Source organism: Serratia sp. Ser99, from assembly GCF_024519545.1.
GTDB classification, from domain to species: Bacteria; Pseudomonadota; Gammaproteobacteria; order Enterobacterales; family Enterobacteriaceae; genus Serratia; species Serratia liquefaciens.
In genome coordinates, this window is sequence record NZ_JALJRT010000010.1 from 209187 (window position 1) to 231253 (window position 22067).

Sequence of the window (22067 nt, forward strand, 5' to 3'; positions counted from 1 at the left end):
GGTTAGCATTGGCGCGCTGTTTTGAGGCTCCGGTATGAGGTTTTCTGACGTTCAGAAATCGGCCGCGGGCACCTTTCATTGTAGGAACGTAGAGAATGTTAAAAGCTCAGCTACGATGTAAAGGGTATTTTGGATATATCGCTGATATTGCTGTCATGGGGGAAGCATGAGCACGGGAAGCCCAATGATTACATTACGCCGGGTTGCGGTGTGTACGATGGTAAGTTTGTGGTTGGCGGGTTGTTCGAACAATGCGTCGACATCGGCCCCTATCAGTAGCGTGGACGGCGGTGGTGCCGGAGCCGCTGCATCCAGCAATGCTGGGGCGCAGGTGGGCTCTGAGGGACACATTGTTTACAACCGCAGTTATACTTCGATCCCCAAAGGGAGCTACAGCGGTAATACCTATACGGTTAAGCGCGGAGACACGCTGTTTTACATCGCCTGGATCACCGGAAATGATTACCGTGACCTGGCTCAGCGTAACAATATTCCTGAACCCTACAGTCTGAATGTGGGTCAAAACATTCAGCTTGGTAATGGTTCGGCTACCGGAAATGGCGGTATGCTGGCAGCGACAGACGCAACCAGCGGCGGCGTACCTAAGCCACCATCGACCTCCCAGATACAAACTGCAACGGTTGATTCTCAATCAACTAACGCGTATTCTGATAATTCGGGTAAACAGAATGTAGGTAAGATGTTACCTGCAGCAGGCGCAGTGGCGGCAACTACCGCAACAGCCCCTGTTACCGCACCGGTCGTTGCTCCACCAGTGAGCAGCACCGTCAGCAACAGCGCTCCGGTAAGTACCTGGAGATGGCCGACTGACGGTAAGATTATTGATAACTTTTCCTCATCAGAAGGTGGGAATAAAGGTGTCGATATCGCCGGGTCTCGTGGGCAGCCTATCTTCGCTACCGCCGATGGTCGTGTAGTGTACGCAGGCAACGCTTTACGGGGTTACGGTAATCTAATCATCATCAAGCACAATGATGATTACCTGAGCGCCTACGCTCACAACGACACAATGCTGGTCCGGGAACAACAAGAAGTGAAGGCGGGTCAAAAAATAGCCACCATGGGTAGCACCGGAACCAGTTCAGTACGTTTGCATTTTGAAATTCGTTACAAGGGGAAATCCGTAAACCCGCTGCGTTATCTTCCGCAGCGATAGATTGGGCAGAATACGCTGTTATTCTGCTCGCGGTATCACGGGTAGGAGCAGCATATGAGCCAAAATACGCTGAAAGTTAACGAGTTACATGATGATGCGGATTTCGACGAGAACGCAACGGAAGCGGAATCATTCGACGAAAAAGCACTGGTAGAAGAAGAGGCCAGTGAGAATGATCTAGCGGAAGAAGAGTTGTTGTCACAAGGCGTGACCCAACGCGTATTGGATGCGACGCAGCTCTATCTGGGCGAAATCGGTTATTCTCCGCTGCTTACCGCAGAGGAAGAAGTTTATTTTGCGCGGCGTGCACTGCGCGGTGACGTGCCGTCCCGCCGCCGAATGATTGAAAGCAACCTGCGGTTGGTGGTGAAAATCGCCCGCCGTTACAGCAACCGCGGCCTGGCGCTGCTGGATCTGATTGAAGAGGGTAACCTCGGTCTGATCCGCGCAGTGGAAAAGTTTGACCCAGAACGCGGTTTCCGTTTCTCGACCTATGCTACCTGGTGGATCCGGCAGACGATTGAACGGGCGATCATGAACCAAACCCGTACCATTCGCTTGCCAATCCACATAGTTAAAGAACTGAATGTCTATTTGCGCACCGCGCGCGAGCTTTCTCATAAACTGGATCATGAACCGAGCGCTGAAGAGATTGCAGAGCAACTCGACAAGCCGGTGGATGACGTCAGCCGCATGCTGCGCCTGAACGAACGTATCACTTCTGTGGATACGCCGTTGGGTGGGGATTCGGAGAAAGCGTTGCTGGACATTCTGGCAGACGAGAAAGACAACGGACCGGAAGACACCACGCAAGACGATGACATGAAACAGAGCATCGTGAAATGGCTGTTCGAACTGAACGCCAAACAGCGTGAAGTGCTGGCGCGTCGCTTTGGCCTGTTGGGCTACGAAGCGGCGACGCTCGAAGATGTGGGCCGCGAAATTGGCCTGACTCGCGAGCGAGTACGTCAGATCCAGGTTGAAGGTTTGCGCCGCCTGCGTGAAATTCTGCAGATGCAGGGCCTGAGTATCGAGGCATTGTTCCGCGAGTAACGTCGGCAGTTGAACCGCATCAAAATAAAAACGGTGAGCATCATGCTCACCGTTTTTTTATGCCAGTTATTTATACGTCGAGCTAGACCATATTCTTCAGGCGATAAATCCATTCCAGTGCCTGGCGCGGAGACAATGAATCCGGATCCAGAGCCTCAAGTGCTTCAACCGCCGGTGAGGTTTCCTCATTCAGCAGCGTCATCTGAGTGGCGTCAACGGTACCGCTGGCGGTATGGTTGGAGATAGCCTCCAGTTCACGCAATTTCTGGCGTGCGCGTCTGATCACTTCACGTGGCACCCCGGCCAATGCGGCAACCGCCAGCCCGTAACTTTTGCTGGCGGCACCGTCCTGCACGCTGTGCATAAAGGCGATGGTGTCACCGTGCTCAAGCGCATCCAAATGCACGTTAACCACGCCTTCCATTTTTTCCGGCAGGGTGGTCAGCTCAAAGTAATGAGTGGCGAACAAGGTCATGGCCTTGATGCGGCTGGCCAGATTTTCGGCGCAGGCCCAGGCCAGGGATAAACCATCATAGGTCGAGGTGCCGCGGCCAATCTCGTCCATCAGCACCAGACTATGTTCGGTGGCGTTATGCAGGATATTGGCCGTTTCGGTCATCTCAACCATAAAGGTGGAGCGGCCGGAAGCCAGATCGTCCGCTGCACCTACGCGGGTAAATATGCGATCGACCGGGCCAATGACTGCCTTGCTTGCCGGCACGTAGCTGCCGATATGGGCCATCAGTACGATCAGCGCCGTTTGGCGCATATAGGTACTTTTACCGCCCATGTTAGGGCCGGTAATGATCAACATTCGGCGTTGGGGCGACAGTGACAGCGGGTTGGAAATAAAGGGTTCGCTCAACACCTGCTCCACCACCGGGTGGCGACCTTCGGTGATGCGCACGCCAGGCTGCTCGCTCATGGTCGGGCAGGCGTAGTTCAGCGTTTCGGCGCGTTCTGCCAGGTTGGCCAGTACGTCCAGTTCTGCCAATGCCGCCGCGCTTTGTTGCAATTCACCCAGATGCGGCAACAGCAAATCGAACAGTTCTTCGTACAGACCTTTCTCGATGGCCAGCGCTTTCCCTTTAGAGGTCAGCACCTTGTCTTCGTACTCTTTCAGTTCGGGAATGATGTAGCGTTCGGCGTTTTTCAGCGTCTGACGGCGTACGTAATGGATCGGTACCAGGTGGCTTTGCCCGCGACTGACCTGAATGTAATAGCCATGAACACCATTGAAACCGACCTTCAGCGTATCCAGCCCCAGTTTTTCGCGCTCGCGGATCTCGAGACGGTCGAGATAGTCGCTGGCACCATCGGCCAAGGCTCGCCATTCGTCCAGCTCACTGTTGTAGCCGGGGGCGATAACGCCACCGTCGCGAACCAGCACCGGCGGGGCTTCCACCACGGCGCGCTCCAGCAAGTCCTGCAGTTCATCAAACTGACCCACCTGGGACAGCAGGTGCTGCACATGCGGAGTATTTACGCCTTTTAACAGCGCATGGATATCCGGTAGCTGCTGGAAGGCATGACGCATGCGTGCCAGATCGCGCGGACGTGCGCTGCGCAACGCCAGACGGGCGAGGATACGTTCCAGATCGCCGACCTGACGCAAAGAAGGTTGCAGTTCAGCATACAGATCCTGCAGTGCGCCTATGGCTTGCTGACGATCATTCAGTACCTTGATGTCACGAGTAGGCATATGCAGCCAGCGCTTAAGCATGCGGCTGCCCATGGCCGTGACGCTGTGATCGAGGATCGCCGCGAGGGTGTTTTCAGTGCCGCCGGACAGGCTCTGGGTCAGCTCGAGATTACGCCGGGTAGCGGCGTCCATGATGATGCCGTCCTGTTGACGCTCCATGGTGATACCACGGATATGCGGCAATGAGGTGCGCTGGGTATCTTTTACGTATTGCAGCAGGCAGCCGGCGGCACGCAGTGCCTGATGGGCCTGTTCAACGCCGAAGCCGGTAAGATCGCGGGTGCCGAACTGCAGGTTAAGCTGCTGACGGGCGGTCTCCGGTTCGAATTCCCACAGCGGGCGACGACGCAGACCATGGCGCTGTTCAATCAGCGACATCTGTTCAAAGGTTTCGGGATAAAGCAGCTCGGCGGGGTTGGTGCGTTGCAGCTCGGCCGCCATGGTTTCGATATCTGCTGGTTCGGCAACGCGGAAACGGCCGGAGCTGATATCCAGCGTCGCGTAACCAAAGCCACGTGCGTCTTGCCAGATGGCGGCCAGCAGGTTGTCCTGACGCTCCTGTAACAAGGCTTCGTCGGTGATGGTGCCAGGCGTGACGATACGCACTACTTTGCGCTCAACCGGGCCTTTACTGGTGGCCGGATCGCCGATTTGTTCGCACAGGGCAACGGATTCACCTAGCTGCACCAGTTTGGCTAAATAGTTTTCCACCGCATGATGGGGAACGCCGGCCATGGGAATAGGCTCCCCTGCTGAGGCACCGCGTTTGGTCAGCGAGATATCCAGCAGTTGGGACGCGCGTTTGGCATCATCATAGAACAGCTCGTAAAAGTCGCCCATGCGGTAGAACAGCAGGATCTCGGGATGCTGAGCCTTGAGGCGCAGGTACTGCTGCATCATCGGCGTGTGTGAATCGAGCTTGTCGGTGCTATTCATAAGATTACTGTTTCCAATCCATTGAATTTGAAATGAGTTTTGACGTTGTTTTTCATCATTAGGTATCACGCCGTGTTACAAAAATCACGCCTGCAGGCGGTCGCAGGGCGAGGTAAAGCCATTGATCAAACCAGTCCCAAACGGAACGGAGGGCGCTGCGGCTACCGACGATGGGGATCAATAAGCTTTTTATACCGACGCTATACTAGCCCAGCGGGCAATCCGCTGTCACAGGTAAAAATGGGGAGCTTTACGCAAACTGGGGTTGTAATGAACGAAACGCGTTACAACCCCTGTTCTGTCTCTAAAAACCAAGCGTATCTGCTCAGAAATCACCCCATTCCCATCCGCTTTTCCTTCGGTCTCGACGCCTTCCCTTGATGACCAGTTCTAATCAAGGGCGAACTATTCTTTGCTCACTTATCTCCCATTGCACGATCCCGCGAGAAGAATAATCCATAAATACTCTGCATGTTTATAACGTATTGTTTATAATTGGTATTTGTTTATTTTCGATGAATTAATTCGGTAATTTAAGGTTATTTGTGAGCCCGGTCACACTAATTTTTTATGTAAAATGTGAAGAGGGTCAATCGGGAAGGTCAAGGAGAGACGGTTCTTTACGCCGATGGCTTACCGGTCCGCTCCGATGCCTCCGTATACTGTTCGCAACCAGGGCAGAGCAACGGAAATTTTCATAAGGAATGTGCGCGAGGCAATCGCTATTGCATCTGGCAAACAAATGACACGGGGCTTTTTTGATTATCTTGAGGGATTGGGTATGGAAAAGAAAAAAATCTATCTGTTTTGTTCTGCCGGTATGTCGACTTCTCTGCTGGTCTCAAAAATGAAGGCGCAGGCCGAGAAGTACGAAGTGCCAGTGATCATTGCCGCTTATCCCGAAGCGCTGGCAGCGGAAAAGGGCGCAGAGGCAGATTTGATCCTGCTGGGGCCACAGATTGCCTATACGTTAGCTGAAGTACAAAAACAGCTGCCCAATAAGCCCGTCGAAGTGATCGATTCCGCTTTATACGGCAAGCTTGATGGCCTTGGGGTGTTGAAGGCCGCGGTCGCCACCATAAAAAAAGCTAACCAATAAAGGGGTCTGCCGTGAATACGTTAATTGCCTCGTTGGAAAAGGTCATACTGCCTTTTGCCGTGAAAATTGGTAAACAGCCCCATGTTAATGCCATCAAAAACGGGTTCATTCGATTAATGCCGCTGACGTTGACCGGGGCGATGTTCGTTCTGATCAACAACGTATTCCTCAGTTTCGGCGAAGGCTCGTTTTTCTTTTCATTGGGGGTACGGCTGGATGCGTCCACCATTGAAACGCTAAACAGCCTGAAGACCATCGGTGGCAGCGTTTATAACGGCACCCTGGGGATTATGTCCCTAATGACGCCCTTCTTTATCAGTATGGCTTTAGCGGAGGAGCGTAAGGTTGACCCGCTGGCGGCCGCGCTACTGGCGGTTGCCGCCTTTATGACGGTAACGCCGTTCAGTGTCGGTGAGGCTTATGCCGTCGGTGCTAACTGGCTTGGCGGCGCCAACATCATTTCCGGCATGGTGATCGGCCTGGTGGTGGCGGAGATGTTTACCTTTGTGGTACGCCGCAACTGGGTCATCAGCCTGCCCGACAGCGTACCTTCTTCCGTGTCTCGCTCGTTCTCCGCACTGATCCCCGGGTTCCTGATCCTGTCGATCATGGGCGTGATTGCCTATTGCCTGACGCTGTGGGGAACCAACTTCCACCAAATCATCATGGACACCATCTCGGCTCCGCTGGCGAAAATGGGCAGCGTTGTCGGCTGGGTGTATGTAATGTTCTCCTCGCTGCTGTGGTTCTTCGGGGTGCATGGCTCTATGGCACTGGCCGCGCTAGACAGCGGCATCATGACGCCATTCGCGCTGGAAAACGTAGAGCTTTACAACAAGTATGGTTCGGTCGAAGCCGCCGTTGCCGCCGGCAAAGAGTTCCATATGTGGGCGAAACCTTTCGTCGACTCTTATATCTATCTGGGCGGCACCGGCTCTACGCTGGGGCTGATTATCGCCATCTTTATCGCCTCGCGCCGTGAAGACTATCGCCAGGTCGCCAAGCTGGCTACCCCGTCGGGCATCTTCCAGATTAACGAACCTATCCTGTTCGGCCTGCCGGTGATCATGAACCCGGTGATGTTTATCCCGTTCATCTTGGTTCAACCGGTATTGACGATCATCACCACGGTGGCCTATTACACCGGAATGATTCCGCCGATCACCAACATTGCGCCCTGGACCATGCCGGTAGGTCTGGGGGCGTTCTTCAATACTAACGGCAGTATCGTCGCCATGTTGCTGAGCTTCTTCAACCTGGGCGTGGCGACCTTGATTTACCTGCCGTTTGTGATGATATCCAACAAGGCGCAGAGCCAGATCGATCAGGCTACCGAAAGCGAAGAAGACATCGCCAAGGCGCTGAAATTCTAACTGTCAGTCTGGGGCAGCCTTTGCTGCCCCGGTTTTAGGGGCGTTTGGATGAAATATCAATTTGCTGACGATTTCTGGTGGGGAAGTGCGACCTCTGCGCCGCAGTCGGAAGGGGCCTCTGCACGGGATGGCAAAAGTCAGAACATCTTCGATTACTGGTATGACATTGCGCCAGAACGCTTTCATCATCAGGTCGGTCCGTCCGAGGCATCCACCTTTTATGACCGTTTCCAGCAAGACATCCTACTGTTAAAAAAGCTTGGGCATAACACCTTCAGAACCTCTATTTCCTGGTCACGGCTGATCCCGGACGGGGAGGGCGAGGTGAACCCGAAAGCCGTCGCTTTCTATAACGCGCTTATCGATGGCCTGCTGGCTGAGGGCATTACGCCATTTATCAACCTTTACCATTTCGACATGCCGATGTGCATGCAGCGAAAAGGCGGCTGGGAAAGCCGGGCGGTGGTGGAAGCCTATGCCCGCTACGCCAAAACCTGTTTCAGCCTGTTCGGCGATCGGGTCACTCATTGGTTTACTTTTAACGAGCCGATTGTGCCGGTCGAAGCGGGCTATCTGAACGACCTGCACTATCCTTGCGTGGTTGATTTTAAAAGGGCAGTCGCGGTGGCTTACCACAGCGTGCTGGCCCATGCCAAAGCGGTGAAGGAGTTCAGGGAGTTGGGCCACCAAGGCGCGATAGGCATTATTTTGAACCTGAGCCCGACCTATCCGCGTTCGAACAGCCAGGAAGATGGCGTGGCCGCCCATCATGCGGATCTGTTGCTGAACAAAAGCTTCCTTGATCCTGTGACCAAAGGGCGTTATCCGCAAGATTTGGTTGATTTACTGCGCGCCAATGATTTGTTGCCACAAACGGCACCGGAGGACGCACAGCTGATTGCCGACGGCGTGGTGGATATTCTGGGCGTCAATTACTATCAACCGCGCAGGGTTAAAGCGAAAGAAGGCTACCGGGCCGACGCATCCGTGACGATGCCGGAAGATCTGTTCAGCTATTACGACATGCCTGGCCGCAAGATCAATCCGCATCGGGGCTGGGAGATCTATGAAAAAGGGCTGTATGACATCCTGATGGATCTGAAGGAAAACTACGGCAACATTCCCTGCTATATTTCAGAAAACGGCATGGGCGTAGAGGGTGAAGAGGCCTTTATCGGCCCTACTGGGCGGGTGGAGGACGATTATCGAATCGACTTTATCCGCGATCATCTGAAATGGCTGCATCAGGCGCTGTCGGAGGGTTCCAACTGCAAAGGCTATCATTTGTGGACCTTTATCGACTGCTGGTCCTGGCTTAATGCCTACAAGAATCGCTACGGGTTAGTTCGGCTGGAGCGGGAGAGCCAACAGCGCACGCTGAAGAAGAGTGGCTATTGGTTTGCCGAGACGGCCCGGCAGAACGGCTTTGATTAACGGGAGCGCATGCGATGTCTGAGAACCTGGTTTCGCTGAATGCGAACGACGTTAAGCTGATTCGGGAGCAGGATTTCTTTAACTGCAAAGATTTCCATTTGTTCATTTATAACAAGGTGGAAAGCGCCACTGGGCTGCATCAGCATGACTACTATGAATTCACCATCGTCCTGAGCGGCAAATGTTATCAGGAGATCAACGGCAAGCGCGTGCTGCTGGAACGGGGCGATTTTGTTTTCATCCCCATTGGTTCGCGCCATCAGAGCTTTTATGAGTTCGGTGCCGCGAAAATCTTCAACGTGGCGGTTGGCAAGGTGTTCTTCGAAGAGAACTATTTGCAGCAGTTGCCACGCTGTTTTGTCGCCTCCCAGGCCTACAGCCTGAAGAATGAATTCCTGGCTTATATCGAGTCGGTGGTGGGTTCCCCGCAGTTTCGCGAGGATGATTTTGCAGAATTCCTGGAAACGCTGACCTTTTATATCATCAGCCGCATTCGTCACTATAAGGAAGAGAGCGGCGAGGGGGACGATATCCCGCAGTGGCTGAAAAACACCCTGGCCGGCATGCATGATAAAGCCATGTTTGGTGAAAAGGCACTGCTCAATATGGTGGAGTTGTCGGGAAAAACGCAGGAGTACCTGACCCGGGCGATGCGACGCTATTACCATAAAACGCCAATGCAGGTGATCAATGAAATCCGCATCAACTTTGCCAAAACGCAGCTTGAAGTCACCAACTATTCGGTTTCGGATATTGCCTTCGACTCTGGCTATGGCGACGTGAGCCTGTTTATTAAAAACTTTAAGAGACTCACCGAAGTGACGCCGGGTAATTACCGAAAAAAGTTCTACGGCCCTGTTTAGGGCCGCTCCCGATAAGCATTAACGCCGATATTCCGAATGCCTTTCAGGCCGCCAATAGCCTGATGAAATAAATTTCTTTGCGTAAGTGAAGGGGAATTGCCGTACCTGACGGACGGTATTCCCTTGCCAAAAATTTGTTAAATGGATGCCAAAATGGAAAAGTTACTGATAGTGAATGCCGACGATTTTGGTCTGAGTAAGGGACAGAACTATGGGGTGATTGAGGCGTTTCACTATGGGGTGGTCACTTCAACCACGGCAATGGTGAATAGCCCGGACGTACAGCATGCCGCCAGCCTCAGCCAGCTTTATCCTGGGCTGAAGATCGGCCTGCATTTTGTGCTGACTCACGGGCATCCATTGACGGCCATGTCTTCGCTGGTTAACGAACGCGGAGAGCTGGGCAAGTGGTTATGGGAAAGGGCAGAGTCTGGGCTGCTGAGCATGGACGAAATCCACGATGAGTTGGTGAGCCAATACGACAGGTTCATGGCGGTGTTTGGCAAAGCGCCGACGCATATCGACAGCCATCATCACGTGCATATGCTGCCGCAGATTTACCCGCTGGTCGAGGCATTTGCTCAGTCCCGTGCCATCCCGCTGCGTATTGGGCGTCAGGAGGTTGAACGGCAAGATATCCCATTGCGTTATGACCGCAGTACCGAGTGGTTTGATGCGGGTTTCTATGGCGAATCGATATCCGAAGCGCTGTTTATACAGGTGCTCGATCGTGCCGATCAACGTGGTGCCAAGTCGGTGGAGATGATGTGCCACCCAGCGTTCCTGGATAACACTATTTTGGCGAGTAAATATTGCTACCCGCGGCTTGCCGAAGTGGACGTTCTGACTTCGCCAGGCATGAAAAACGCCATCGCGGAACGCGGTTACCGTCTGGGATCTTTCCTCGATCTGTGACCAACCCATCGTATACAGCGATGGCCGCTTAAAGCATTGAATGGGCCTTTTTAAGCCCGGTATCTTCATCAGGATCGGCTCCCTGCGGAACAGGGGGCTCCGCTTCTTCCTCGCCCGACGCTTCGCTGGCCTGCGGCTCTATCGGATCGGGGGCCGCCTCCGGTGGCGGCATGGTGTCGTGGATAATCTGTTCATCAAAGGTTGGGTTCAGCGCCGGAGAGAGCGGCGAACTGGTCAGGCTGTCCGGCAGGGGAATGTGCGGTAATGGCGCATCCTGCACAAACTGCGATTCGTCTTGTTTTACCGTCCGGCTGAAGGCCACCAGCAGCACACCACACAGTGCAAAGAAGGCATACAGCGTATTCCCACCCAGCGGCTCTATCAGCGCGCCGACCGCCAGGGGACCGACACTGGCGCCCACGCCGAAGGCCATCAGCAAACAGGCGGCTAACGAGACGCGCCGCTCCGGCTCTATCAAATCGTTTGCCAGGGCAACCACCAAGGGATAGAGCGTAAACTGCAGCATGCTGACGATAAAGCCCACCACCAATAGCACTGGGAAATCAATGTGCGGCACCAATGCCAGCGGCAGCGCGGCTACGATCAATAAAATGGCGTTGATGCGCATCAACAGCGTACGGTTATAGCGATCCGACAGCCAGCTAAGCGGGAATTGCGCCACCAGCCCGGCGAAGATCGATATCGCCATAAACAAGCCGGTCTGCTGGGTGGTCAGTGCCTGCATGCTGGCATAGACCGGGGCCAGCCCGTAGAAAGATCCCACTACCATGCCGATGACCAGCGTGGTCGCCAGCACCTTGGGGATGGCGCCGATAAAATAGCGTAGCTCCATTGGTGCCGGTGACATATGGCGTGCGTTGGTGCGGGTAGTCAGGGCGATAGGCACCAGGCAGAGCGCAAAGCACAGGGCGATCACCAGCAAAGTGGTAATGCCGAGGTTGGCCTGCAGCATCAGCACCACCTGGCCTAACGACATGCCTAAATAGGTAGCTGCCATATAGAAGCCGAACACCATCCCGCGCTGATTGGATTCCGACTGATCGTTAAGCCAGCTTTCCAGCACCATGAACTGACACATCATGCACAGGCCGATAATCAGCCGCAGCACCACCCACACGGGGATGTATTCCGTCAGGCCATGTCCCAGCACCGCCGCGGTAATAATACCGGCGCAGGAAACGTAAGCGCGGATATGGCCGACGCGAGCAATCAGAAAATGGCCGACCTTGCCGCCGATCACCAAACCGATGTAGTTGGCGGCAATAATCGCGCCGATCAACGCGCCGGTCACGTGAATAGACGTTAAACGCAGGGAGATGTAGGTGGTGAGTAACCCTGAACCCAGCAGCATCAGCAGGGTGGTGGTATACAACGGAAAGAAGACGCCTAACGTTTTTTTCACTCTATCATCCTAATCTTTTATCCTGGTTTGCCATGGGCTGGCCATGCCGGCAGCAAAAACAACCCTGTGAGATCCCTCGTGAGAAAACGCCGCTCATTAACCCGAACGTTACATTCGATACTAGCAGTTTGGGTTAAGGCTTAACACCGCATCGCCTGCGAAGCGTCGCGCATTTCTGTCATCGCCGCGTCAGATAAGCTTGATAAATGCTACTATCGGGCGCATATACCTGATTCGCTAAGGAGAGGTTATGAGTGAACAGCAACTGCGTAAACTCAGCGTTGCAGTAGGGGAAAAACTGAAGGCTAATGGCCAGTGGATCACCTGTGCAGAATCTTGCACCGGGGGGGCTATCGCCAAGGCCATCACCGATATTGCCGGCAGCTCCGCTTATTTCGACCGTGGTTTTGTCACCTACAGCAATACGGCGAAGCATGAGCTTCTAGGCGTGGCGGAAGCGACCCTGAATGCCCATGGCGCCGTAAGCGAAGAGGTGGTGCGCGAGATGGCTCAGGGGGCTCTGCATGCGGCTCGGGCCAACCTGGCGCTGTCGGTTAGCGGCATTGCCGGACCGGACGGTGGCAGCGTGGAAAAACCGGTGGGTACGGTCTGGTTTGGTTTTGCCGAATCCTCAGGACGCGTGCTGGCGCAAAAGATGCAATTTTCCGGCGATCGTGATGCAGTGCGGCTTCAGGCGACAATTTTCGCGCTGCAAACCGCCCTTGACGAATTTTTGTGAAATTAGGCTTGATACTGTATGACCATACAGTATAATTAGTGACATTTCCTGCACAACATACATTCAGTGGCAGTGTGGGGTAACACCGACATTGCGTAACGAAGGAGCAACAATGGCTATTGATGAGAACAAGCAAAAGGCGCTAGCTGCGGCACTGGGCCAGATTGAGAAACAGTTCGGCAAAGGCTCCATCATGCGTCTGGGTGAAGACCGTTCTATGGACGTAGAAACGATCTCTACCGGCTCGCTGTCACTTGATATCGCACTGGGTGCAGGCGGCCTGCCAATGGGCCGTATCGTTGAAATTTATGGTCCGGAATCTTCCGGTAAAACCACCCTGACGCTGCAGGTTATCGCTGCGGCGCAGCGCGAAGGTAAAACCTGTGCCTTTATCGATGCCGAGCACGCGCTGGATCCGATTTATGCGAAGAAGCTGGGTGTTGATATCGACAACCTGCTGTGTTCTCAGCCGGACACCGGTGAGCAGGCGTTGGAAATTTGTGATGCCTTAACCCGTTCTGGCGCGGTTGACGTGATCATCGTTGACTCCGTGGCGGCCTTGACGCCGAAAGCGGAAATCGAAGGTGAAATCGGTGACTCACACATGGGCCTGGCGGCACGTATGATGAGCCAGGCGATGCGTAAGCTGGCCGGTAACCTGAAAAACGCCAACACCCTGCTGATCTTCATCAACCAGATCCGTATGAAAATCGGTGTGATGTTCGGTAACCCTGAAACCACCACTGGCGGTAACGCACTGAAGTTCTACGCATCAGTCCGTCTGGATATCCGCCGTATCGGCGCGGTGAAAGAAGGCGATGAAGTCGTCGGCAGTGAAACCCGCGTGAAAGTCGTCAAAAACAAAATTGCTGCGCCGTTCAAACAGGCCGAATTCCAAATCCTGTACGGCGAAGGTATCAACAGCCGCGGCGAACTGGTCGATCTGGGCGTGAAGCACAAGATGATCGAGAAAGCCGGTGCCTGGTACAGCTACAACGGCGATAAAATCGGTCAGGGTAAGGCAAATGCCTGTAACTTCCTGAAAGAAAACCCGGCGGTTGCCGCTGAGTTGGACAAGAAACTGCGTGACCTGCTGCTGCACAGCAACGGTGAACTGGTTGCGGCAACTGACGAAGGCTTCGATGACGAAGCTGAAACCAGCGAAGAGTTTTAATCGCTGCTGACGCCTGTGAATGCCGTTATGGGTTTACGGGCGTCGACTACATCAGGCTTGAATAATGAATGACTTGCTAAGCCGCGCCATGCGCCTGCTGTCGCAACGCGATCATAGTGAAGCTGAACTGCGCCGCAAGCTTGCGGCGCAGCCATTTATGGCGAAAGCCAGATTTGGCACCAAAACGCCCACCTCCTCCACACCTGCTCCGTCTTCCGAAGAACCGATTGATCCTGCCGTTATCGAACAGGTGATTGCCTATTGCTATCAGCATAATTGGTTGGACGATCAACGCTTTGCCCGCAGCTATATCGGTAGCCGCAGCCGTAAAGGTTACGGTGCGCAGCGCATCCGCTCGGAACTGATGCAAAAGGGCGTAGACAAAGAGCTGACGCAAACTGCCCTGTCGGACTGTGATATCGACTGGTGTGAGCAGGCTAAACAGGTTGCGCAGCGTAAATTTGGCGACAAACTACCAACTGACTGGAAAGAGAAAGCCAAAGTTCAGCGTTATCTGCTCTATCGTGGCTTCTTCCAGGAAGAAATTCAGTCAATTTACCGTGATTTTGCGCAATGAACGCACACGGGGTTTTACTTCCCCTTGAAGAAAATTTATCTTATCCCCACTTTTTGTTCGTGAGTTAGATGCCATCGTCAGGATGTCGCGTATCTTGCTCACGTGTCGTTATTCTAGCCTTTCCGGGAAAATTATGAGCAAGAGCACCGCTGAGATCCGTCAAGCGTTTCTCGATTTCTTTCATAGTAAGGGCCACCAGGTTGTAGCAAGCAGCTCCCTGGTGCCTAACAATGATCCGACATTGCTGTTTACCAATGCCGGCATGAACCAATTTAAAGATGTTTTCCTGGGGCTGGACAAGCGCGCCTATTCCCGAGCCACCACCTCACAACGTTGCGTACGTGCAGGCGGTAAGCATAACGATCTGGAGAACGTCGGTTATACCGCACGTCACCATACCTTCTTCGAAATGCTGGGCAACTTCAGTTTCGGCGACTATTTCAAACATGACGCTATCAGCTTCGCCTGGGAACTGTTGACCGGTGAAAACTGGTTTAACCTGCCTAAAGAAAGGCTGTGGGTGACCGTCTATGAAACCGATGACGAAGCTTTCGACATCTGGCAGAAGCAGATTGGTGTGCCGGCAGAGCGCATTATCCGTATTGGCGACAATAAAGGCGCGGCTTTTGCCTCTGACAACTTCTGGCAGATGGGCGATACCGGTCCGTGCGGTCCGTGCACCGAGATTTTCTACGATCATGGCGATCATATCTGGGGTGGCCCTCCAGGCAGTCCGGAAGAAGACGGCGATCGTTACATTGAGATCTGGAACATCGTTTTCATGCAGTTTAACCGTCAATCCGACGGCACCATGCTGCCGCTGCCAAAACCTTCGGTAGATACCGGTATGGGTCTGGAGCGTATTGCGGCAGTCCTGCAACACGTGAACTCCAACTATGAAATCGACTTGTTCAGCACGCTGATCGCTGCAGTGGCCAAGGTGACAGGCGCGGCAGATTTGAATAACAAATCTTTGCGTGTTATCGCTGACCACATCCGCTCCTGTGCTTTCCTGGTGTCCGATGGCGTGACGCCGTCAAACGAAGGCCGTGGTTACGTGCTGCGCCGCATCATTCGCCGCGCTGTTCGCCACGGCAATATGCTGGGCGCGAAAGACAGCTTCTTCTACAAGCTGGTTGCTCCGTTGATCGAAGTGATGGGGCCGGCCGCTGACGAACTGAAGCGTCAACAGTCTTTGGTTGAACAGGTACTGAAAACTGAAGAAGATCAGTTTGCTCGCACCCTGGAGCGTGGTTTGACGCTGCTGGACGAAGAACTGGCTAACCTGCAGGGCGATACCCTGGATGGCGAAACAGCCTTCCGTCTTTACGACACCTACGGTTTCCCGGTCGATCTGACGGCGGACGTGTGCCGTGAACGTGGCCTGAAAGTGGATGAAGCCGGTTTTGAACTGGCGATGGAAGCGCAGCGTCGTCGTGCACGTGAGTCCAGCGGTTTCGGCGCAGACTACAACAGCATGATCCGCGTTGATGGCGCCAGCCAGTTCTGCGGCTATGACCACGAGCAGCAGCAATCAACCGTGATCGCGCTGTTCCGCGACGGTCAGTCGGTCAATGAGATCCACGCCGGTGAAGAAGCCGTAGTGGTACTGGATGAAACTCCGTTCTACGGTGAATCCGGTGGCCAGGTTGGCGATAAAGGCGTGCTGAAAGCCGCTGGCGCCGATTTTGAAGTGAGCGATACCCAGAAATACGGCCAGGCCATCGGTCATCAGGGCAAGCTGTCTCAAGGTTCCTTGAAAGTGAACGATCGCGTTGATGCGCAGATCGATACCGTTCGCCGCAATCGCATCCGTCTGAATCACTCCGCTACCCACCTGCTGCACGCTGCACTGCGTCAGACGCTGGGTGAGCATGTGGCGCAGAAGGGATCGTTGGTTAACGATAAATACCTGCGTTTCGATTTCTCGCATTTCGAAGCGATGAAGCCGGAGCAGATCCGCATAGTAGAAGACTTGGTGAACCAGCAGATACGTCGCAACCTGCCGGTACAAACCGAAGTCATGGCGCTGGATGATGCCAAAGAGAAGGGCGCTATGGCGCTGTTCGGTGAGAAGTACGACGATAACGTGCGCGTACTGACCATGGGCGACTTCTCGACCGAACTGTGCGGCGGCACCCATGCCAGCCGTACCGGTGACATCGGTCTGTTCCGCATTCTGAGCGAGTCAGGTACCGCTGCGGGTATTCGTCGTATTGAAGCCGTCACCGGCGAAGGTGCGATTGCTACCCTGCATCAGCAAAATGATTTGTTGCAGGACGTTGCGCACCTGGTGAAAGGGGATAGCAACAATCTGACGGACAAAGTGCGTGCGGTACTCGATCGCACTCGCGCGTTGGAAAAAGAACTGCAACAGTTGAAGGATCAGCAGGCGGCGCAGGAGAGCGCTTCATTATCCAGCAAGGCCAAAATGGTTAACGGCGTCCCGCTGTTGGTCAGCAAGCTTGATAACGTCGAGCCAAAAATGTTGCGTACCATGGTTGATGATCTGAAAAATCAACTGGGTTCCGCAATTATCGTGCTGGCTACCACGGCCGATGATAAGGTGAGCCTGATTGCCGGCGTGACCAAAGATCTGACCGACCGGGTTAAAGCCGGCGAGTTGATCGGCAACGTGGCGCAGCAGGTTGGCGGCAAAGGGGGCGGACGCCCTGATATGGCGCAGGCAGGCGGGACAGACGTCAGTGCCCTGCCGGCGGCATTAGACAGCGTAGAAGCCTGGGTGGCCTCGAAACTGTGAATATAAATAAATAGCACTTACAAACGCCATAACTCATTGTTGATTATGGCGTTTTTAAACTGTGCTAACACAATTTGGTTACAATTACGGGAACAAAGTTTTTCAGGTCGGCTAAACTTATCATTATCTGAGGTGAGACCAAGTCTGCTTACACTTATTGTGGGTTACATGACTTACGTTTTCACAGCATATGATGGATAATGACGGGGAAACTGAGAGACCCGACTCTTTTAATCTTTCAAGGAGCAAAGAATGTTAATTCTGACTCGTCGAGTTGGTGAAACCCTCATGATTGGCGATGAGGTCACGGTCACAGTGCTAGGGGTCAAGGGCAACCAGGTTCGTATTGGTGTGAATGCCCCCAAAGAGGTGTCAGTTCACCGCGAAGAAATCTATCAGCGCATTCAGGCAGAGAAGTCTCAACAGACGACTTACTGATTTCGAAGCAGCGTCTCGTTGCTCAGCGAGACGCTACTGCGCTTTTTTGTGCCTATCACCGTTCCTTTCCTGACTTCTCCGATTAAATCTTTTTGCTGCCTCCCTGACTTTGTTTGCTATTTCGCTATGGTTGCCTGTTGATAAAACACTCTTTTTGCCGTGAAATCGCCCATGTTGAGTGTGAATTGTGCAAACGCGCATGAGTTGGGAAAAATTGTTTGACTTAAAAGTCGGAGAAAGTAATATGTGCGCCACGCAGTGCCGATGAGCTTCTCCAAAGCAAGTTAGGCACAATTCGAAAGAAGCGTATGGTGAGGTGGCCGAGAGGCTGAAGGCGCTCCCCTGCTAAGGGAGTATGCGGTCAAAAGCTGCATCCGGGGTTCGAATCCCCGCCTCACCGCCATTTGCATCCATAGCTCAGCTGGATAGAGTACTCGGCTACGAACCGAGCGGTCGGAGGTTCGAATCCTCCTGGATGCACCATTCTTTCTGTCGAACTTGTTTCTTCAAGCAGACAAACCAAAAAATTAGTAATGCATCCATAGCTCAGCTGGATAGAGTACTCGGCTACGAACCGAGCGGTCGGAGGTTCGAATCCTCCTGGATGCACCATTCTTTCTGTCGAACTTGTTTCTTCAAGCAGACAAACCAAAAAATTAGTAATGCATCCATAGCTCAGCTGGATAGAGTACTCGGCTACGAACCGAGCGGTCGGAGGTTCGAATCCTCCTGGATGCACCATCTAAGAAAAACCCGCTTCGGCGGGTTTTTCGCTTTTCCGACCGCGAGGAGAGCGGTTGGAGGTTCGAGCCGAGCGTAGCGAGACAACGTTGCTTCAGCAACGGCCCGCAGGGAGAGGCGCAGCCGAATCATCCTCCTGGATGCACCATCTAAGAAAAACCCGCTTCGGCGGGTTTTTCGCTTTCTGGCCCCGAACATAGATTATTGAACCCCCGGTCCTTCACTCTCACGCACAGCACATTCCGCTATTACGCGATCAGCGACAACCTTCCGGCTTTACGCTAAAGTAGTTTTCTTTCCTCAACGATCATGGAGTAACGATGTACGACCGCTATCAGGGTCTTATTTTCGACATGGACGGCACTATTCTCGATACCGAGCCGACGCATCGCAAGGCGTGGCACGAGGTGCTGTCCCGTTACGGTATGACGTTTGATGAGGCGGCGATGGTGGCATTGAGCGGTTCTCCGACCTGGCGCATTGCCCAGGCGATCCTTGCCAGTCATCAAGCCGATCTCGATCCCCATCAGTTGGCTGCAGAGAAAACCCGCGCGGTCGAAGCGATGTTGTTGGACAGCGTGCGCCCATTGCCGTTAATCGAGGTGGTCAAAGCTTATCATGGTCGCCGTCCAATGGCGGTGGGCACCGGCAGTGAGCATCGCATGGCAGAAACCCTGCTGCGCCATCTGGGCCTGTTCCACTGCTTCGATGCGATTGTGGGTGCCGATGACGTGCAACGCCACAAGCCGGAACCGGATACCTTCCTGCGCTGCGCCGAACTGATAGGTGTGCCGCCGGAGAAATGCGTGGTGTTTGAAGACGCAGACTTCGGTATTCAGGCAGCGAAAAGCGCCAATATGGCCGTGGTAGACGTCCGTACGCTGTGAGTAGTACGCTGGCCGTCATGTCGTTATTCGGTAGCAGCTTTCTCAGTGCGACGTTGCTGCCGGGAAATTCAGAAATTGTTTTGGTTGCCTTGCTGACCAACAGCCGTGTCTCACCAGAGTTGCTGGTGTTGGCCGCGACGTTGGGGAATACCCTTGGCGGGCTGACCAATGTCATTATTGGGCGTCTGTTACCGGCGTTGAAACCGCAGCGAGGGCTGGATACAGCGCTCGGGTGGATGCAACGCTTTGGCCCGGCTGCGCTGTTGCTCAGTTGGGTACCAGTAGTGGGCGATTTGTTGTGCGTGTTGGCAGGCTGGCTGCGCATGCCCTGGGGCCCTGTCGCGCTGTTTCTGTGTATCGGAAAGGCGCTGCGTTACATCATTTTGACTATGATAACGTTACAGGGAATGGCCTGGTGGCATTAACGACGTGAATATAACTCAATATTCTCTCGGGTGCAGATTCAGTATGCTTACGAGTTATTGTTTTTAGAAGCGGGAGGTCAATTTGATCCCGGACGTATCCCAGGCGCTTTCTTGGTTGGAAGCCCATCCCCATGCATTAAAAGGCATCCGTCGTGGCATTGAGCGCGAAACGCTGCGTGTCACCGAAAACGGAACGCTGGCAACAACCGGACATCCGGAGAAACTGGGGGCGGCATTAACGCACCACTGGATAACCACAGACTTTGCTGAGGCGCTGTTAGAGTTTATTACGCCGGTTGACGATAACCTCGATCACATGCTGACGTTCTTGCGTGATATTCACCGTTACGTAGCGCGCAATCTGGGTGATGAGCGTATGTGGCCACTCAGCATGCCGTGCTTTATTGAAGCCGAGCAGGACATTGAGCTGGCACAGTTCGGTTCGTCGAACATTGGCCGCATGAAAACGCTGTACCGTGAAGGGTTGAAGAACCGCTACGGTGCGCTGATGCAGACCATTTCAGGCGTGCACTACAATTTCTCATTGCCGCTGGAGTTCTGGCAGGCATGGGCTGGCGTCAAAGATGCCGAAAGCGGTAAAGAGCAGATTTCTGCGGGCTATTTCCGCCTGATCCGTAACTATTACCGTTTTGGCTGGGTGATCCCGTATCTGTTCGGTGCATCGCCGGCAATCTGTTCCTCGTTCCTGAAAGGGCGTGAAACCTCGTTGCCGTTTGAGCGAACCGAGCAGGGCATGTGTTATCTGCCGTATGCCACCTCGCTGCGGTTGAGTGACCTGGGCTACACCAATAAATCTCAGAGCAATTTGGGTATCACCTTCAACGATCTGCAAAGCTATGTCGAAGGCCTGAAGCGAGCAATTGCCACGCCTTCCGAAGAGTTTGCCAAACTGGGCGTGAAGGATGGCGATCGTTATCTGCAACTGAACAGTAACGTGCTTCAGATCGAAAACGAACTCTATGCGCCAATCCGGCCGAAGCGTGTGACCAAAAGTGGCGAGACGCCGTCAGATGCGCTTTTGCGCGGCGGTATCGAATACATTGAAGTTCGCTCGCTGGACATCAACCCATTCTCGCCTATCGGCGTGGATGCGGTTCAGGCGCGTTTCCTGGACCTGTTCCTGGTGTGGTGCGTGCTGGCCGATGCGCCGGAGATGAGCAGCGATGAATTGCTGTGTACGCGCAAGAACTGGAATCGGGTGATCCTGGAAGGGCGTAAGCCGGGCCAAACCATCGGCATCGGGTGTGATGACAGCCGTGAACCGCTGGCAAAAGTAGGTAAAGCACTGTTTGACGATCTGCGTCGCGTGGCTGAAGTGTTGGATAGCGAAGCCGGCGATCGCCAGTATCAGCAGGTGTGTGACGAACTGGTCGCGGCGTTTGACGATCCTGATTTGACGTTTTCCGCTCGTATCCTGAAGGCGATGAAGGAAGAAGGGACGGGGCGTGTGGGCCTGCAGCTGGCCGAGCAGTATCGTCAGATGCTGACGGAAGAGCCGTTAGAGATTTTGACGGAGGCTGAGTTGGCACAAGAGCAGAAAGCCTCGTGGCAGCGTCAACGCAACATAGAAGCCAGTGATACGCTAAGCTTTGAAGAGTTCCTGAAGCAACACGGCGGGGGCTAAAAAAGAAAAGGCCACATCAATGTGGCCAAATATGCATCTCTGATGACAGGGATGATGATAACAAATGCGCGTCTTTCACATACTCAGACTCGCTGGGTTGGAAAAGGTTTCCTGGTTAGATAAAAAAGTTTCGAAATAAATACTCTTTTACGAGGAGGTAACGAAATGCCACTGCTGGATAGCTTCACCGTAGACCATACCCGCATGGCAGCCCCGGCTGTCCGCGTCGCGAAAACCATGAAAACTCCTCATGGCGATACCATCACCGTGTTCGACCTGCGCTTCTGCCGGCCGAACCTGGAAGTGATGCCAGAGCGCGGCATTCATACGCTGGAACACCTGTTTGCCGGCTTTATGCGTGACCACCTGAATGGTCAGGGCGTCGAGATTATCGATATCTCCCCAATGGGGTGCCGCACCGGTTTCTACATGAGCCTGATTGGCGTGCCGGAAGAGCAGCGTGTTGCCGATGCGTGGAAAGCGGCGATGGCCGACGTGCTGAAAGTGACTGACCAGCGTAAAATTCCTGAGTTGAACGAATTCCAGTGCGGGACTTACCATATGCACTCGCTGGAAGAAGCGCAGGAAATCGCGAAGCACATTCTTGACCATGACGTCGTAGTGAACCACAACGAAGAGCTGGCGCTGCCGAAAGAGAAACTGCAGGAACTGCACATCTAGTTCGCCATCGGGCTACAGCGATAA

At 53.8% G+C, this 22067-nt stretch carries 18 protein-coding genes, 4 tRNA genes and 1 other RNA gene; 21 read left to right on the top strand and 2 right to left on the bottom strand.

The genetic code is table 11. The features are described 5' to 3' along the window. Positions 1-184 precede the first annotated feature (184 nt). Positions 185-1177, top strand: a complete 993-nt coding sequence (nlpD, locus tag NR114_RS19645) for a murein hydrolase activator NlpD (RefSeq protein ID WP_046374484.1) — start codon at positions 185-187, stop codon at positions 1175-1177. Between the two features lie 54 nt (positions 1178-1231). Beyond that, the gene (gene rpoS, locus NR114_RS19650; protein WP_044554227.1) at positions 1232-2230 is read left to right on the top strand and encodes an RNA polymerase sigma factor RpoS; all 999 of its coding nucleotides are present in this window, start codon (positions 1232-1234) and stop codon (positions 2228-2230) included. Between the two features lie 82 nt (positions 2231-2312). On the opposite strand, the gene mutS is transcribed toward rpoS, so the two are convergent. After that, entirely contained in the window at positions 2313-4868 is a 2556-nt protein-coding gene (gene mutS, locus NR114_RS19655; protein WP_234529155.1) for a DNA mismatch repair protein MutS, read from the bottom strand. A 781-nt stretch (positions 4869-5649) separates the two neighbouring features. Between mutS and NR114_RS19660 the strand changes: the two genes are divergently transcribed. The 5 genes from NR114_RS19660 to chbG all read left to right on the top strand — a co-directional run bounded on the left by NR114_RS19660 (position 5650) and on the right by chbG (position 10552). Then, the gene (locus NR114_RS19660) at positions 5650-5967 is read left to right on the top strand and encodes a PTS sugar transporter subunit IIB (protein ID WP_020825274.1); all 318 of its coding nucleotides are present in this window, start codon (positions 5650-5652) and stop codon (positions 5965-5967) included. An 11-nt stretch (positions 5968-5978) separates the two neighbouring features. Next, entirely contained in the window at positions 5979-7340 is a 1362-nt protein-coding gene (gene chbC, locus NR114_RS19665) for a PTS N,N'-diacetylchitobiose transporter subunit IIC (RefSeq protein ID WP_048762531.1), read from the top strand. A gap of 48 nt (positions 7341-7388) precedes the next feature. Beyond that, positions 7389-8774, top strand: a complete 1386-nt coding sequence (locus tag NR114_RS19670) for a glycoside hydrolase family 1 protein (protein ID WP_234529156.1) — start codon at positions 7389-7391, stop codon at positions 8772-8774. A 14-nt stretch (positions 8775-8788) separates the two neighbouring features. After that, a complete protein-coding gene (gene chbR, locus NR114_RS19675; protein WP_046374478.1) occupies positions 8789-9637 on the top strand; it encodes a transcriptional regulator ChbR in 849 nt (282 codons plus the stop codon). Between the two features lie 153 nt (positions 9638-9790). Then, positions 9791-10552 (top strand): chitin disaccharide deacetylase, encoded by a 762-nt coding sequence (chbG, locus tag NR114_RS19680; protein WP_048762535.1) that lies wholly within the window; start codon positions 9791-9793, stop codon positions 10550-10552. A 28-nt stretch (positions 10553-10580) separates the two neighbouring features. On the opposite strand, the gene NR114_RS19685 is transcribed toward chbG, so the two are convergent. After that, complete coding sequence (locus tag NR114_RS19685; RefSeq protein ID WP_046374476.1) at positions 10581-11975, bottom strand: MFS transporter; 1395 nt, start codon at positions 11973-11975, stop codon at positions 10581-10583. A 250-nt stretch (positions 11976-12225) separates the two neighbouring features. Between NR114_RS19685 and pncC the strand changes: the two genes are divergently transcribed. From pncC to luxS, 14 genes are all read left to right on the top strand, one after another. Beyond that, positions 12226-12714, top strand: coding sequence for a nicotinamide-nucleotide amidase (gene pncC / locus NR114_RS19690; RefSeq protein ID WP_020825280.1), 489 nt, complete (start codon positions 12226-12228; stop codon positions 12712-12714). Between the two features lie 112 nt (positions 12715-12826). Continuing rightward, complete coding sequence (gene recA, locus NR114_RS19695) at positions 12827-13888, top strand: recombinase RecA (protein WP_020825281.1); 1062 nt, start codon at positions 12827-12829, stop codon at positions 13886-13888. 64 nt (positions 13889-13952) lie between these two features. After that, entirely contained in the window at positions 13953-14465 is a 513-nt protein-coding gene (gene recX / locus NR114_RS19700) for a recombination regulator RecX (RefSeq protein WP_115060052.1), read from the top strand. A gap of 133 nt (positions 14466-14598) precedes the next feature. Then, positions 14599-17226 (top strand): alanine--tRNA ligase, encoded by a 2628-nt coding sequence (gene alaS / locus NR114_RS19705; RefSeq protein ID WP_020825283.1) that lies wholly within the window; start codon positions 14599-14601, stop codon positions 17224-17226. Positions 17227-17478: 252 nt separating this feature from the next. Next, positions 17479-17664, top strand: coding sequence for a carbon storage regulator CsrA (csrA, locus tag NR114_RS19710; protein ID WP_004091602.1), 186 nt, complete (start codon positions 17479-17481; stop codon positions 17662-17664). 310 nt (positions 17665-17974) lie between these two features. Next, a tRNA-Ser gene (locus NR114_RS19715) sits at positions 17975-18067 on the top strand. Positions 18068-18070: 3 nt separating this feature from the next. Next, a tRNA-Arg gene (locus NR114_RS19720) sits at positions 18071-18147 on the top strand. A gap of 52 nt (positions 18148-18199) precedes the next feature. Further along, a tRNA-Arg gene (locus NR114_RS19725) sits at positions 18200-18276 on the top strand. 52 nt (positions 18277-18328) lie between these two features. After that, positions 18329-18405 (top strand) — tRNA-Arg (locus NR114_RS19730). Positions 18406-18433: 28 nt separating this feature from the next. Then, a non-coding RNA gene (locus NR114_RS19735) (RtT sRNA) lies at positions 18434-18553 on the top strand. 172 nt (positions 18554-18725) lie between these two features. Then, entirely contained in the window at positions 18726-19292 is a 567-nt protein-coding gene (yqaB, locus tag NR114_RS19740; RefSeq protein ID WP_020825284.1) for a fructose-1-phosphate/6-phosphogluconate phosphatase, read from the top strand. After that, positions 19289-19717 carry a YqaA family protein gene (locus NR114_RS19745; protein ID WP_041414225.1) on the top strand — a complete coding sequence of 143 codons (429 nt, stop codon included), beginning with the start codon at positions 19289-19291 and terminating at the stop codon, positions 19715-19717. The genes yqaB and NR114_RS19745 overlap by 4 nt, the downstream gene beginning before the upstream one ends. A gap of 82 nt (positions 19718-19799) precedes the next feature. After that, entirely contained in the window at positions 19800-21362 is a 1563-nt protein-coding gene (gene gshA / locus NR114_RS19750; protein ID WP_041414227.1) for a glutamate--cysteine ligase, read from the top strand. A 165-nt stretch (positions 21363-21527) separates the two neighbouring features. Next, positions 21528-22043: an S-ribosylhomocysteine lyase gene (gene luxS, locus NR114_RS19755; protein WP_020825287.1), complete on the top strand. Its 516-nt coding sequence runs from the start codon at positions 21528-21530 to the stop codon at positions 22041-22043. Positions 22044-22067 lie beyond the last annotated feature (24 nt).